19 protein-coding genes are annotated in these 14,036 nt (G+C 56.8%); 9 read left to right on the forward strand and 10 right to left on the reverse strand.

The window, feature by feature from the left end; genetic code table 11:
* The first annotated feature begins 62 nt into the window (after positions 1-62).
* From ACN0WW_RS04575 to ACN0WW_RS04585, 3 genes are all read left to right on the forward strand, one after another.
* A complete protein-coding gene (locus ACN0WW_RS04575; protein ID WP_417609870.1) occupies positions 63-548 on the forward strand; it encodes a hypothetical protein in 486 nt (161 codons plus the stop codon).
* A gap of 175 nt (positions 549-723) precedes the next feature.
* Entirely contained in the window at positions 724-1,206 is a 483-nt protein-coding gene (locus ACN0WW_RS04580; RefSeq protein ID WP_417609871.1) for a DUF1772 domain-containing protein, read from the forward strand.
* Between the two features lie 20 nt (positions 1,207-1,226).
* Positions 1,227-1,739, forward strand: a complete 513-nt coding sequence (locus tag ACN0WW_RS04585) for a GNAT family N-acetyltransferase (protein WP_417609873.1) — start codon at positions 1,227-1,229, stop codon at positions 1,737-1,739.
* Between the two features lie 23 nt (positions 1,740-1,762).
* On the opposite strand, the gene ACN0WW_RS04590 is transcribed toward ACN0WW_RS04585, so the two are convergent.
* From ACN0WW_RS04590 to ACN0WW_RS04610, 5 genes are all read right to left on the reverse strand, one after another.
* Positions 1,763-2,191 carry a cupin domain-containing protein gene (locus ACN0WW_RS04590; protein ID WP_417609875.1) on the reverse strand — a complete coding sequence of 143 codons (429 nt, stop codon included), beginning with the start codon at positions 2,189-2,191 and terminating at the stop codon, positions 1,763-1,765.
* A complete protein-coding gene (locus ACN0WW_RS04595; RefSeq protein ID WP_417609877.1) occupies positions 2,188-2,619 on the reverse strand; it encodes a hypothetical protein in 432 nt (143 codons plus the stop codon). The genes ACN0WW_RS04590 and ACN0WW_RS04595 overlap by 4 nt, the downstream gene beginning before the upstream one ends.
* A gap of 66 nt (positions 2,620-2,685) precedes the next feature.
* Entirely contained in the window at positions 2,686-2,931 is a 246-nt protein-coding gene (locus tag ACN0WW_RS04600) for a hypothetical protein (protein ID WP_417609879.1), read from the reverse strand.
* Between the two features lie 128 nt (positions 2,932-3,059).
* Positions 3,060-4,553, reverse strand: coding sequence for a S41 family peptidase (locus ACN0WW_RS04605; protein WP_417609881.1), 1,494 nt, complete (start codon positions 4,551-4,553; stop codon positions 3,060-3,062).
* A 197-nt stretch (positions 4,554-4,750) separates the two neighbouring features.
* Complete coding sequence (locus ACN0WW_RS04610) at positions 4,751-6,343, reverse strand: isocitrate lyase (RefSeq protein ID WP_417609883.1); 1,593 nt, start codon at positions 6,341-6,343, stop codon at positions 4,751-4,753.
* Between the two features lie 391 nt (positions 6,344-6,734).
* On the opposite strand from ACN0WW_RS04610, the gene ACN0WW_RS04615 reads away from it, so the two are divergent.
* The 4 genes from ACN0WW_RS04615 (at position 6,735) to ACN0WW_RS04630 (ending at position 9,906) form a co-directional block, all read left to right on the forward strand.
* Positions 6,735-7,070 carry a hypothetical protein gene (locus ACN0WW_RS04615; protein ID WP_417609885.1) on the forward strand — a complete coding sequence of 112 codons (336 nt, stop codon included), beginning with the start codon at positions 6,735-6,737 and terminating at the stop codon, positions 7,068-7,070.
* Between the two features lie 218 nt (positions 7,071-7,288).
* Complete coding sequence (locus ACN0WW_RS04620; protein ID WP_417609887.1) at positions 7,289-9,169, forward strand: potassium transporter Kup; 1,881 nt, start codon at positions 7,289-7,291, stop codon at positions 9,167-9,169.
* Between the two features lie 266 nt (positions 9,170-9,435).
* Positions 9,436-9,723, forward strand: coding sequence for a Flp family type IVb pilin (locus ACN0WW_RS04625; RefSeq protein ID WP_417609889.1), 288 nt, complete (start codon positions 9,436-9,438; stop codon positions 9,721-9,723).
* Positions 9,724-9,750: 27 nt separating this feature from the next.
* Positions 9,751-9,906: a lipid II flippase family protein gene (locus ACN0WW_RS04630; protein WP_417610490.1), complete on the forward strand. Its 156-nt coding sequence runs from the start codon at positions 9,751-9,753 to the stop codon at positions 9,904-9,906.
* Between the two features lie 44 nt (positions 9,907-9,950).
* Here the strand turns inward: ACN0WW_RS04630 and ACN0WW_RS04635 are convergent, their stop codons facing one another.
* The 4 genes from ACN0WW_RS04635 to ACN0WW_RS04650 all read right to left on the reverse strand — a co-directional run bounded on the left by ACN0WW_RS04635 (position 9,951) and on the right by ACN0WW_RS04650 (position 11,680).
* Positions 9,951-10,103 carry a hypothetical protein gene (locus ACN0WW_RS04635; protein ID WP_417609891.1) on the reverse strand — a complete coding sequence of 51 codons (153 nt, stop codon included), beginning with the start codon at positions 10,101-10,103 and terminating at the stop codon, positions 9,951-9,953.
* A 68-nt stretch (positions 10,104-10,171) separates the two neighbouring features.
* Entirely contained in the window at positions 10,172-10,609 is a 438-nt protein-coding gene (locus tag ACN0WW_RS04640; RefSeq protein ID WP_417609893.1) for a DoxX family protein, read from the reverse strand.
* Positions 10,606-11,034 carry an ion channel gene (locus tag ACN0WW_RS04645; RefSeq protein WP_417609895.1) on the reverse strand — a complete coding sequence of 143 codons (429 nt, stop codon included), beginning with the start codon at positions 11,032-11,034 and terminating at the stop codon, positions 10,606-10,608. Before ACN0WW_RS04645 ends, ACN0WW_RS04640 begins: the two co-directional genes overlap by 4 nt.
* Positions 11,035-11,038: 4 nt before the next feature.
* Positions 11,039-11,680 carry a hypothetical protein gene (locus ACN0WW_RS04650; RefSeq protein ID WP_417609897.1) on the reverse strand — a complete coding sequence of 214 codons (642 nt, stop codon included), beginning with the start codon at positions 11,678-11,680 and terminating at the stop codon, positions 11,039-11,041.
* A 238-nt stretch (positions 11,681-11,918) separates the two neighbouring features.
* On the opposite strand from ACN0WW_RS04650, the gene ACN0WW_RS04655 reads away from it, so the two are divergent.
* The gene (locus ACN0WW_RS04655; protein WP_067200226.1) at positions 11,919-12,125 is read left to right on the forward strand and encodes a cold-shock protein; all 207 of its coding nucleotides are present in this window, start codon (positions 11,919-11,921) and stop codon (positions 12,123-12,125) included.
* Between the two features lie 73 nt (positions 12,126-12,198).
* Here ACN0WW_RS04655 and ACN0WW_RS04660 read toward each other — a convergent pair whose 3' ends face one another.
* Positions 12,199-13,347 carry a JmjC domain-containing protein gene (locus ACN0WW_RS04660; protein WP_417609899.1) on the reverse strand — a complete coding sequence of 383 codons (1,149 nt, stop codon included), beginning with the start codon at positions 13,345-13,347 and terminating at the stop codon, positions 12,199-12,201.
* Between the two features lie 132 nt (positions 13,348-13,479).
* Here ACN0WW_RS04660 and ACN0WW_RS04665 point away from each other — a divergent pair, with 132 nt between their 5' ends.
* The gene (locus ACN0WW_RS04665; protein WP_417609901.1) at positions 13,480-14,025 is read left to right on the forward strand and encodes a pseudouridine synthase; all 546 of its coding nucleotides are present in this window, start codon (positions 13,480-13,482) and stop codon (positions 14,023-14,025) included.
* Positions 14,026-14,036 lie beyond the last annotated feature (11 nt).

A 14,036-nucleotide genomic window follows, 5' to 3' on the forward strand; every position in this document is an offset into this window, starting at 1 on the left:
CTCCCCGCGCCCCACCAAAAACCGCTGTCCTACATCCCCCCAAATATGCCTTAATCCCGGCCATGACCAATCGCCCCGACCCCCGCAGCCGTGCGGTGCAGAAGCGCCGTATCTCCCGCATCCCGGCCTTCACCCCGGTCCCGCTGCGCGCGCGCGTGGATGGCTGGACACCGGTCCGGCAGGCCGAGTTTGTCGGTTATCTCGCCGAAACCCGTTGCATCAAAATCGCGGCGGGGCGTGTCGGGATGAGCCGGGAGAGCGCCTACCGGCTGCGCCGCAAGCCGGAGGCGGAGGAATTTGCGGCGGCCTGGGACGCGGTTCTTGGGTTGCCGGGGACGTCGCGCACGCCTTTGCCAAAGGTCACACTCGAAGGTCTGTTCCACCGCATCCGGCATGGTCGCTACCACCCGATCCTCAGGGACGGGCGCTATGTCGGCACGCTCCAGAAAGCTGACAATCGCGCGCTTTTGGCGGCGTTGACACGGCTGGACCGGCTTGCCCCGCCCGGCCATGAGATGCCCCCGGATCCGGAAAGTCACAGAAAATAAAAACATGCGGGTTTGTAAAGTTATCGCCGATGATTTTGGCCCGCGCACAGCGGATTTGCACAAGCAATCCCCGCCAGTTGATGGCAAAGCCGCTCGCTTGTAGCTTGTCACCGGAAACAGGGCTGGCGCTGTCCCCTTGGGTGACCAGCCCTGAAAACAGTTCAGGAGATATCCGATGCAGGAATTACTCACGATTACGCTCTGGTTCGCCGCGATATCGGTCGGCGTGATGGCGGGCATCTATTTTGCCTTCTCGTTTTTCGTAATGCAGGCGCTGGACGCCGCCGGTCAGGCCGTCGGCATGGCGGCGATGCAGTCGATCAACCGGGTGATTGTGAAATCGCCGTTCCTGCCGCTGTTTTTCGCCAGCAGTCTGGCCTGTTTGCTGTTGGTGATAGGCGGCGTGATGCAATGGGGAATAGCTGGTGCATGGCAGATGGGCTGCGGCGCAGCGCTCTATCTGGTCGGGATGCTGTTCGTGACGATCATCGGCAATGTGCCGCTCAACAATGCGCTGGACGCCGTCGATGCCCATGGCCCGGCAGGAGAGGCGATGTGGCGGCGCTATATGCAACGCTGGCTGCCCTGGAACCATGTCCGGACGCTAAGCTGCACCGGCGCACTGATCCTGCTGATCGCCGCGATTGCTGAACGATGAGGGGGCAGGGAGCTGATGCGATGAACGTGCTGATCCGCCCGGAACAACCCGAGGACGTGCCTGCTATCCATGATATCACCAAGCGCGCTTTTGCACCCATGGCCTATGCGGAGGGGAATGAGCAGGATTTGATCGACCGGTTCCGCGATGCCGGGGCCCTGGCCCTCTCTCTGGTGGCGGAGCGTGAGGGCGCTGTGGTCGGGCAGGCGACCTTTACCGAGGCGCTTGCGGCGGACGGGTCTTCTGGATGGTATGCGCTCGGACCGGTGGCAGTGGAGCCGGACCTGCAGAAACAGCATATCGGCAGCAAGCTGATCGAAGCCGGTATTGCAGAACTAAGCGCCCGCGACGCGGCAGGCTGCGTGCTGACCGGAGATCCGGCCTATTATAGCCGCTTTGGTTTCCGGCCCTATCCGGATTTAAGCCCGGATGAGCAAGTCGCGGCCTATTATCAGATATTGCCTTTGCGGGTGTCCGCGCCGGACAGTGTTATATCCTTTCATCCCTTGTTCTATGGCCCCCCGGGACAATGAAACGCCGGAGTTTTCTGGTCTTGTCAGCCGCCGGGTGCCCATCCGGGATCGGCCAGCTCAAATCCGGAAAATTCGAACCCCGGCGACACGATACAGCTGACCAGCGCCCAGCCTTCTTCCGCTGCGGTGGCCTGCCAGTGACCGGGCGGGATCAGATATTGCGGGGCTTCGCCAGCCAGAATGTCGGGCCCCAGCCGCATCGCGGCAACCGGTCCCGCGTCATCGGGCGCGGTGCTGATCGCCAGCGGGCTGCCGGCATGCCACAGCCACAGCTCCGCCGTATCGACCCGGTGCCAGTGCGATCGCTGTCCGGCCTCGAGCAGGAAATAGATCGCCGTCGCGCTGGCCCGCTCGCCATCCGCGGCATCGGCGCGCCAGGTCTCGCGATACCAGCCGCCCTCGGGATGGGGCAGCAGGCCGAGCCGGTCGATGATCGCCTGTGCTTCGGTCATGCCCGCACCGGCACTTCCTGGTTGCGCGCTATGTCTCCGACCCTGGCGACCAGCGCGTCGGCCTGCCGCTGCCACGCGGCGCTGGCGCCGTCTGGCCAGTCGGTCCCGGCGCGCTTCGCCATGGTCTCGATCACCAGCGTGAACCAGGCGGCATAGTCGTGCGCGGTGAAATCGGCATAATTGTGATGCAGGTCGATGAAATTGGTCACGGCATCTTCCACCCACCATTCGCCCGCTGCCAGCCCGAGCATCGCTTCCAGCGTCTCCCGCGTCATCCGCTCGCGCGCTGCTTCGGGGTTGAGGAAAGCGGGCGCATAGTGCGGATGGTCAGCGATAAACCGGTCGAACAGTGCGGCGGCCATGCCGTTATAGCGGTCGCCCAGCGCTTCCAGGCTGGCTTCCATCAACGGGGCGTCGCTTTGGTCCATGGCCTTATCATAGCCATGGTCGGGGTGCGATTGTCAAATGGCTTTGCGCTGATATTGCGCGCCGGTCTATTCCATCGGCGTGGTAAAGCGGAAGAATTTGCGCAGTTCCGCTTCCAGAACATCACTGGCGCTGGGCGGCGGCGAAGAACGGCGCGCCGCTTCTCGCGCCGACTGGACGGCGGGCAGAAGCAAGCCGACTTCGCTCTGGTTGTTACCGGCCGACAGATCGGTCCGGCCCTGAGCCTGCGCGCCGGTGGCGGCAAGGCTGAGGGTGAGAGCGAGGGCGGTGGTTATCATGGTCTTGGTCATCATTTATCTCCTTGTCGTTTGATGGAGATAAAATGATGGTCGCTGTTGCCCGATGCGGTGATGCGCAGCACATCCCGCGAAGAAAAGTGATCAAGCTACTGAGATGGGATACGAAAAAATCGCTGTTTTTGTCAGAAAGAGCCCGGGACCTCGCGCTGCGCCGGGGTTGGCTGCTCGGGCATCAGCAAGGCACGGTCCCGGCTGAGCGGCTTGGCGAAGGGCGACACCGGCTCCCGCTGCCCGGCATTGGCACCGCTGCTGGAGCTGCTGCTGATCGGGGTGCAGGATGCGCCGGACAGAAAGCCGAGCGCCCGCGCTGTCGAGGCTTCTCCGGGATTGCCCAGCGGCAGGCTGATATCATCCGCCGCCTGACAGCTGTTGGCGACCGAAGCGGCGAGGCCATTGTAATAATTGGCGTTACCGTCGGCATTCTCGGTGGCAAAGGCGACGATTCGGATGCGGTCGTCACAGGCGCTGCGGTCAAGGCCGATCTGCCCGACCGGCTTGCCGTAGCTGTTGCTGCCAACCAGCGCCATATCGCTGCCGAGATAGGGAATCATCGCATTGATCACCAGCTCGCTGGCCGAAGCCGAAGCGCCAGTGGTGATGAAGGCGATCCGGGTCGGCGCGACCGACTGCGCTTGCGGCCGAAAATTGCGGGTTTCGTTATTGGCGGACTTGCTGGGGCGAAAACGGGTGACCGACTGCACTTCGTTGCTGAACCGGTTGCGACCGAGCAGGTCAGCGAAGAGCTCCGCCGTGCGCACCAGCCCGCCGCCATTGTAGCGCAGGTCGATGACCAGATCGGTGACGCCGGCGTTGCGGAACTGCAAGAACGCATCGCGCAGCTGCGCTTCGGCGCTGTCAATGAAGGTCCGCAGGTTGATATAGCCGGTCTTCGTGCCGCCATTGTCGAGGATCTGCACGCCGTAGCGCGGCGAAATTGGCTGGATATCGTAATCGGTCTTGCTCACCGTGGTCGTGATCTCATTGCCCGCGGCATTGCGAAACCGGAGAACGCGGCTGGTGCCTGCCGTCGCCGGGCCGAGCGCGCTGCTCACGGCCGCCGCACCGCCCTGGGCGAACAACGACGATACCGTCTGCAGATTGGCGTTGCTGGTGCCGATCGCCAGCAGTTCCGTGCCACGGTCGATCCCCGCGGCGAGAGCTGGTGCGCCTTCATAGGCGTCGAGCACGAACACGCGGGACGCGCTGCTGTCATAGCTCAGGCGGATACCAAAGCCGGCCGTCGCGCCGGACTCGAGGAAGGCATTTTCCTCGGCGATCGAGGTGATATAGGTGAAAAACCGGTCCCGGCCCTGATTCCGCGCGGTGGCGGTCAGCGCATCGACGTAGTCCTGTACCGTGGCATAAGGTGTGGGGCTCAGGCTGGCCGGCAGGGTCTCCGGGAACAGATACCATTCATTGATCTGGTCAAACGCCCAGCTCTGCCGGTTCTGCAGCGAGCAGGTGGTGTTGACCGGGGTCGGCGTGGGTGCGGGCGCTGCGCCACCGCCGCCGGGCGGCAGGCTGACGACATTGTTGCTGCCGCCGCCGCCACCGCCGCCGCAAGAGGAGAGCAAGGCCGCCAGGGCCAGAATCGAACCGGATCTGCGCAACCTCATGAAGTCCCCCTTGCTGAACCGGTCCGACGCTAGGCGGGGCTAGCTGAACCCGTCATGATCAACCCTGATAAGGTCTGGTCCAATTGTCCACACAGAAAAAATCCGCCGGCATTTCTGCCGACGGATAGTTTTTCCTCCCCAGGAAAACTGGTTGGATCAGGTGCCCCAAAGGGGTGGAGCACCCGAACTCTTGTGGTTTATCCAAACTGGTTCATCGTGTTGTGCGCACCACCGGCCTTCAGCGCGGCTTCACCAGCGAAATATTCCTTGTGGTCATCGCCAATGTCGCTGCCCGACATGTTCTGGTGCTTGACGCAGGCGATCCCTTCACGGATCTCCTTGCGCTGGACGCCGAGGACGTAGCCCAGCATGCCGGCGTCACCGAAATATTCCTTGGCCAGATTGTCGGTAGACAGGGCCGCAGTGTGATAGGTCGGCAGCGTGATCAGGTGGTGGAAAATACCGGCGCGCTTCGAGCCGTCCGCCTGGAAGGTACGGATGCGCTTGTCAGCTGCTTCACCCAGTTCGGTGTCATCATATTTCGCATCCATCAGCGCATCGCGGTCATATTCCGAAACGTCCAGCCCTTCGGCCTTCATCGCATCATAGACCTGCTGACGGAAGTTCAGCGTCCAGTTGAACGACGGCGAATTGTTGTAAACCAGCTTGGCATTGGGAACGACTTCGCGGATCCGGTCCATCATACCGGCAATCTGTTCAACGTGAGGCTTTTCGGTCTCGATCCAGAGCAGGTCAGCACCGTTCTGCAGCGAGGTGATGCTGTCGAGAACGCAGCGATCTTCGCCGGTGCCCGGTTTGAACTGGAACAGGTTGGATGGCAGCCGCTTGGGCCGCAGCAGTTTGCCGTCGCGGTTGAGGATGACATCGCCATTCTTCGCCGTGGCGGGGTCAATCTCTTCGCAATCAAGAAAGCTGTTATACTGGTCGCCGAGATCGCCGGGTTCGTTGGAAACCGCAATCTGCTTGGTCAAGCCGGCTCCGAGCGAGTCGGTGCGGGTGACGATGATGCCGTCTTCGACGCCCAGCTCGAGGAAAGCATAGCGGCAGGCGCGGATTTTCGCGAGAAAATCCTCGTGCGGCACGGTAACCTTGCCGTCCTGGTGGCCGCATTGCTTTTCATCCGAAACCTGGTTTTCGATCTGCAGCGCGCAGGCGCCTGCTTCGATCATCTTCTTGGCGAGCAGATAGGTCGCTTCCGCGTTACCAAATCCGGCGTCGATATCGGCAATAATCGGCACGACATGGGTCTGGAAATTCTCGACCTTGTCCATCGCTGCATTCTCTGCCGCCGTATCACCGGCTTCGCGGGCCGCATCGATGTCGCGGAACAGCAGGTTCAGTTCGCGAGAGTCCGCCTGACGAAGGAAGGTGTAAAGCTCTTCGATCAGTGCTGGCACCGAGGTTTTTTCATGCATCGACTGGTCGGGCAGGGGGCCAAATTCGCTGCGCAAGGCGGCGACCATCCAGCCCGACAGATACAGATAGCGGCGCTTGGTATCGCCGAAATGTTTCTTGATCGAGATCATCTTCTGCTGCGCGATAAAACCGTGCCAGCAACCCAGCGACTGGGTATATTTGGAACTGTCGGCATCGTAAGCGGCCATATCTTCACGCATGATCGCTGCGGTATATTTGGCAATGTCGAGTCCGGTCTTGAAGCGATTCTGCAGCTGCATCCGGGCAACAGATTCAGCGTCGATACCAGCCCAAGTGCCATTCTGGTCATTGATCAGCTTCTGCGCTGAATTTTTAAATTCTTGATAGGACATGATATTCTTCCTTAAACTGGGGAGGCGGTTACACTTTCCGCTGTCAAATTGTTTGCAGCGTCTGTCAGAGCCTCTGCACCCGCTTACGCGATTGGGCTAGAAAATTTTGTCAATATTTTAGTCGTTATGTCGGACAAGCCGCAGCATTTTCTGTTAAATTGTAAATTTATTTACAAAAGGCGATGTTGGCGTGGTTCCAATCCCAACGCCGTCCTGCGTCGATCCACTGGCGGGCATCTTGGCTGCCGTATCGCCGATACAGCCGACCTCTATGTTTTCAGTAGATATCCCTATCGCAGAGGGTTTTCTGCTATTCTACCACCATTCAAGATTGAGCATTGCCTGAGCCGACTATTATATATAGCGACGCTCGTTGTTGTAGATGGCGCGGATGCGTTCACCATTGGCCTGTTTCACTCAGGTCACAGATGAGCGCCTTTCTGCCGCAAGTGCTGTTGTAAAGGAGAAGTTGAATATGGCTGAACATGAGAAGGCAAAGCTGGAGCGAATCCATGAGAAGATCGTGGAAGCGCAAGAGCGCCTGAAGCTGAAGAAAAGCTTCCATGATGGCCACCAAGCCAGCGCCAGAGAATTGTTGGCGCGATATGAATATCTTCAGTCACAACTCAACGATGATGTGGCGGATCTTGAAAGCCAGGGCCGCCATATTTCCAGTTTGGAAAAGTCGGTGTTGGACTGGGTAAATGGTATAAGATTTGATAGCTGACCCTGAATAATATGCGGCCCAGCCTATTCTCTGTCGGCTTTCAGGATGCCAATAGCGTGTAAAATTTGGTTGCTCTCTCTGGGCGGTTGTTCAAGCAACCCTTGAGTACGGGTAAGCTTCCTAATCCTTCGCTATATTAATCGCTTTGAAAAGTTGCTTATTCCGATAATGATAGGCCATCAAACGACTGATCTTTCACGCGATTGAGAAATTCTGAAATGCAAACTGATACAAAACCGCCTGGAAAGCTTCTGCCGACAACTCTGGCGGCGCTCGGTATTGTATTTGGGGATATCGGCACCAGCCCGCTTTATGCGTTCCGGGAGAGCTTTCTGGGATTAGCTCATCTGGATGTTACCGAGGCCCATATTTTCGGTGTATTGTCGATGATTACCTGGTCGTTAATCATCGTCATATCGATAAAATATTTGCTGGTCGTCATGCGCGCAGACAATGACGGTGAGGGCGGTATCATCGCTTTGGTTTCGCTGTTGCAAACCAAAGTGTCAGGAAGATCGCACGTCCGCCATGTCTTGGTCGTGGCGGGCTTGTTCGGCGCCGCACTGCTTTATGGTGATGGCGCTATTACGCCCGCTATTTCCGTGCTCAGCGCCCTGGAAGGCCTTGAGTTGGTCACGGTGGCCTTTACACCGTTCGTCATCCCGCTGACGATCGGAATATTGATCGGTTTATTCTCCATACAGCGGTTCGGTACCGCCAAAATTGGACGCGTGTTTGGCCCTATTCTGGTCCTCTGGTTTTCGGCGCTTGCGCTGCTCGGTTTGCGAGGCATCTGGCTGGAGCCAGGGATATTGGTAGCCTTGAGTCCAAGCTGGGCGATACAGTTCCTGTTGACGGAATCGGCAACGGCATTTCTGGTCTTGGGAACGGTCTTCCTGGTGGTGACTGGGGGGGAGACCTTATACGCCGATATGGGACATTTTGGTGTGAAACCCATCAAGCTGGCGTGGTTTGCGTTGGTCCTTCCGGCCCTCTTGATCAATTATTTCGGACAGGGTGCACTGGTTCTTTCTGACAACGAGGAAATTGCCCAACCATTTTTCCATCTGGCTCCAGATTGGGCCCTGATCCCGCTGATCATCCTCGCGACCGTCGCAACAGTCATTGCATCCCAAGCGGTTATCTCGGGCGTGTTTTCGCTGACTCGTCAGGCAATGCAGTTGGGACAATTGCCGCGCATGGCGGTGGTCCAGACCGATGGCGAAGAATTTGGGCAAATCTATATTCCGTTTGTGAACTGGATGCTGTTGTTCGCTACAATAGGGTTGGTTTTGCTCTTTCAGTCCTCCGGCAACCTCGCTTCCGCCTACGGGCTCGCGATTGCGATGGATATGGTGATCACGACTTTTCTGACCCTGTTCGTTTTAGGGCGATGGGGTTGGAACAAAGCGCTGCTTGCGGCCTTGGCGATCATGTTCATTCCGCTCGACTTTGCCTATTTCGGTGCCAATATCGTGAAATTCTTTGACGGCGGCTGGTTCCCAACCATCGTGGCAGTGTTAATCTTTACTCTGATGACGATTTGGGCTCGCGGCCGGAGAAAATTGAACGAGCAAGTGAAGCATGGGGAAATGGAGGCAGCTCAGTTCGTCAAGCAGTTGCCCTCCAGTTCAATAATTCGCACGCCAGGCATCGCCATATTCATGACCTCGTTGTCCAAAGGCGTACCGACGTCTTTGCTGCATCATATCAAGCATAATCGTTCATTGCACAAACATGTGGTCCTGCTGCACGTCGAAATCCGGCCGACCGCCAAGATTGCGGCTAAAGACCAGATCATTCTCGAGACGCTCGGTCCGGACTTTTATCGCGTGACCTTTAACTATGGGTTCAACGAACGCGTCAACGTGCCACATCGACTGAAACGGTGCAAAGTGAAGGGCCTTGATCTTGATTTTGACAAAGCCAGTTATTTTCTCGGTCGGGAAACCATAACCTTCAAGCGATCAGGAAATGTGATCCGCGCTATCAGCAATTCGATCTTCTCCTTTCTCAACCGCAATGCAGGAAGGGCGACGCTGTTCTATGGCATTCCTCCCAATCGTGTGGTCGAACTGGGGTCTCAAGTCGAAATCTAGAACAGTCGCAGCGCGCAATATATTGGTTATTGGGAGAGGAAGGGGCCTTCTGTCGACCTTCCACACCAACCCTATCCGAAATAGCGCATTGACCGTTTTTCGATATCAAGCTCGATTGAGCACGATTCATCATCCGGTGATCTCAAAAAGATGACAACCGGAAATATTGCTAAAAAAAACCATCTCACCATTAACCAATTTTACCATTTTTGCACATTAAGGGGGGGGGCAATGCGTTAACGACACACGAAGACGGGGGCTGAAAATTGAATATCAAATATCTCATTGAAGACACCGCGGGAGCATCGGCTATTGAATATGGCTTGCTCGCAGCACTCATTGGCGTCGGTATGATTGCCGCCGTCACCAGCACCGGCACGGCAGTGAATAATACGATGACGAATGTTGAATCCTGTTTGGCCCATTCAACTCAACCATGTGCCCTCAACGACGCTAGTGGCTCAGATGACAGCTCTGCTGATGGGGACTCTGGCTCCAGCGGCCCTGGTAGTATCACCACTGGCACGGAAGGTGGGCGGCGCAGGACTAGATAGAGCCATCAATCACTGCAATTGTCGGTGATGACCGACGATGTGGTTAGTGGACGGGTCAGCCAGCCGATGTTCATGCGCACGATCACCTGGCTCTCGCTAAGCCGGGTGGGAGGAACCGTGCTCGCCCAAGCGCTCCTCCTCCCGTCTGCTTTGCTGGTTGCCTATATCGCTGGCGTCGTCTGAGAACTAACGGATCAACCGTATTACGGTCCGACCCTTGCGATCCTTTAGCTGAGCGCGGGAATGATCCACACCAGTGACAATACAATGATGGCCAGCAGCAAAGAAGCCGCCAATACGATTCTGACATTATGAGCGCCGCGCGGCTTGTTGCTGGCTTCCCGCTCGCTTACTTCGATTTTATCACCATGCTTTTCCATACATTCTCCTTTTCCCTGCCGCGTCTAGCGACTTCTTTCCTAATATAAATACCCACTTAGGGGCAGCTTTACGGCCTTTTCCTTCCAAATGGCCAATCGATTACGTCACCCGCGATCAGCGCCCACCAGATGAATACCGGCTGGAACGCCAGACGGGGACCATGATAGATCCAACTTGCCGTTTCTCCATTGATCGCGATATTATTGATCGCATGGTTGACGTTCGCAGGATAGACACAAAATGCGTAAAGCGCGAGGCCGATGCCCGCCGCATATCGAAGGCCTGGAACGAGCTTTGGCGGAATTAACAGCCCGATAGCGCCGGCAATCTCCGCCATTCCCGTGAACAGGATGACCTGTTTCGGAAACGGGACCCAGTCCGGCGTGATCGCCAGAAAGCCGGCGGGTGATCGAATATGGGCGATGCCGGCGACGAGATAGATCAGAGCCAGCAGCCAGCGGAAGAAGCTGCGCCAACGGCCCTGCTTTTGGTTGCCGTCCGTCATTTCGTTCTTCCCATACGCGCGACTACGGTGACAAAAAATGCGGTCGACCATCCGAGCAAAATGATACCATTCACCCCCTCTATCGCGGCCACCATGCGCCAGGCCACGTTAAAGCCTTCGTCATCATATCCGGTCGTTGAATAGGTGATGGTCGAAAAATAGATCGCTTCGTCTATCGTGGGAAGTGCGTCGAGACCAAGAAACACGAAAGCATAGAGCCATATCTCGATACCATGCAGGGCAATCAGGCCAAGCACCAGCGCCAGTGTCACCGAAATACCGCGCAGCGACATCGGATGTATATTTTCCGCCGCTTCCTCGCGCGCTTCGACTTTCAGGAATCGGCCCAATGCAAATATTCCGGAGCCATGGATAAAGACGGTGAGCAACACCATCATTCCGCTGACAGCCAGTTGAGCCAACATGGCTTTAGCTTCCCCAGGGCGGTGGCGGCAGGGCTACCGGTTTTGACAAGTCGAATTCGACCCGGAAAAAGCGCCCGTCTGCCGAGTTTGGCCGGCGCAGTTCATAGGCAAAACGCGATCCGGATTGGCCGGGTGGGGTGATCTCCATCGCCCATATATTGGTCACCGATTGATCCAGCCCATTGGCCTGAAACGAGGCGATAGATTCGTCGTCAGCGGGAAATTCCTGTCGGTCTGCCGTGCCATCTTTACCAGTTTCTCCACCATAATTGGTGACGTCGTCCAGACTGCCATCTTCGTGGCGATGGCGATGTTTCAAGCGAAGTCCCTGATCTGTCCGCGTTATCATCCACGTTCGCGACCGATCCCATTTGCCATCACCGTCGGCGATATGGAAGGGGATCTGGATATCGTTCAAGTCGCATTTGGCTACATGCATGATCATTGGCTTGCCCTTCATCTCCGCATCAGCTTCCTGATCCGATACCAGCAGACCGGCATAGGCTTTGCCGCAGAGTTTGCTCAGGCGTTCAAAAAACAGGTCCTCGGGGGAAGGTTCCTGCGCCGGCAGAGAAGCGGTATCGCAGGCAGCGAGCGGCATGCAGAGCGACAAAACTGCCAGACTGGTCACGAAGAATTTGTTCATTGTCGCCGCTGCTACACAATTTCGGCGGGCCATGAAACAGTCGAAATACATCTGTTTGCTTATTACCGAATAGGCTGTTATAGATAGTGAAGCTAATAAATCGCGTTACGACGAAATCATGGTCTCGCAACCCCTAAGGTCGCATACTCTTTTTCCCATTTCTCGAAGTTGGCCAATCCCGTCCGGTTCTGCATGTCGCAGCATCGGGCATAATTAAGTTATGAATAGGAATAAGACTATGCCTACAGGCACCGTAAAATTTTTCAACACCGACAAGGGCTATGGTTTCATTGCTCCTGAAGATGGTGGCGATGACAGCTTCGTGCACATTACAGCAGTTCAGGCTGCCGGAATGCAGTCGCTCGAAAAAGAACAACGTCTGACATATGACGTCGAAACCGGAAATAACGGCAAGAAAGCCGCTGTAAACTTGCAGCAGGCTTAAGCCTAAAACCGAATATAAAAAGGGCGGGAGTGCTTGGCACTGCCGCCCTTTTTTTGTCCTGAATCCCTGATGGCTAGCGCCAGTCGAACGAAAGGCTGCCGCGATTATACAGTCCTGCGAGCAGTGTCACCACGGCGTCCGACTTCTGCCATTCCGGATTGATGACAAACTGGTCCTGAGCGCACAGCATTTTCGCGACGGCAGCCGTTTCAGCTGCGCAGGGGAAAGATTCCCCGTCGACGAATAGCAGCAACTCATCTTCCTCCTCACGAACAAAAGAAAACCGGCTGGCGGGATTACGGAGCAGGGGATGGTCGGCTGTCAGCAAGCCGCGCAGATGTTCTGTTTCGATCGGCTCCTCGGGACGCCAGTCCGTATCCGGATATCGCGGTGTGCTGTTATGTTCCCCGAACCATCGGGCAAAAGCGGCGCGGTCGTTCAGCGTCTCGGTCAGCATGGCGTGCAGCCGGTCGATCGCCGTCTTTGGTATCTCCCCGGGATTGCTCTGAACGGACAGATCAGGGTCGCGATAGCGATCGTCATCGGTCAGTGTTGGCAGCAGATCATCGCACCAGTTGCCAATCAGTTCCTTGCGCGATGGCGAGCGGAAACCAATGCTGTAGGTCATACAGTCCTTGCCGACTGCGACGCCATTATGAGCAATGCCGGGAGGGATATAGAGCATGTCTCCCGGATCCAGCACCCATTCCTGTGTGGCTTCAAAATCAGCCAGAAGAAGCAGGTCTTCATGCGAACGCAACGGCGTGTGATCGTCACACATGCCGCCAATTTGCCAGCGCCGCCGGCCGAGACCCTGGATCAGAAAAACATCATAATGATCGAAATGCGGGCCCACACCGCCAGCGTCACTGGCATAGCTGACCATCACATCGTCTATGCGCCAGTTAGGGATGAACCGAAACGGATCGACAAGCGCTGCCACATCTGGAACGTGATGGTCGACCGCCTGAACCAGAAGCGTCCAGGGGGATTTTCCCAATTCACCAAAGCGCGTCGCAGGCAAGGGGCCGTGTTCTGCATTCCAGTCATCGCTCATTTGCGTAATCAGGCGTGATTCAACATGGTCTTCGCACGCCAGGCCGGCAAGTTCGTCGGGCGACAGAGGGTTTTGCCACTGCTGCCAGGGATTGCGGATCAAAAGTGGCCGTTTCTGCCAGTAATCGCGCAGGAAAGCTTCGGTTTTAAAATTTTTAAATTGCATCCGCACCCGTTACACATTTTCGAGCGAGACCGGTAGTGATAGCGGCACCGCCAATACTTTCCTCGCCCCTCACAATGATGGAACGCGATCCTGGTCCATTGCTCATTCTGTTCGGTGCTGGCAAAGAAGCGCATGGCCAAATTGATCCTCTTTAACAAGCCATTCGGAGTGCTGCCGCAATTTACCGATCGGGGCAGTGAAACCAAACGGCCTACGCTTTCCGATTATATCGATATGGGCGGCGTGTATCCCGCGGGACGGCTCGATCGCGATAGCGAGGGACTGATGGTTCTCACCGACGATGGAAAGCTGCAGGCACGGATATCCGATCCTAAATATAAATTACCGAAAAGCTATCTGGTGCAGGTCGAAGGCGATATTGAAGACAAGAGTCTCGCCATGCTGCGGCAGGGCGTTAAGTTGAAGGACGGCTTGACCAGGCCCGCCAAAGCGGAGCGTATCGCTGATCCGGAGGTATGGCTGCGCGATCCGCCAATCCGGGTGCGCAAAAACGTTCCGGACTGCTGGATAAAGCTCACCATAAGCGAAGGCCGTAACCGGCAAGTCCGCCGGATGACTGCGGCTGTCGGGAATCCAACCTTGCGGCTGATACGCTGGAGCATTGGCGACTGGGCAGTTGCAGACCTTCTCCCGGGACAATGGCAGGCTGTCGAATAAGTCTTTGGTGT

It is taken from the genome of Parasphingorhabdus sp., assembly GCF_048269865.1.
In the GTDB taxonomy this organism is placed as follows: Bacteria; Pseudomonadota; Alphaproteobacteria; order Sphingomonadales; family Sphingomonadaceae; genus Parasphingorhabdus.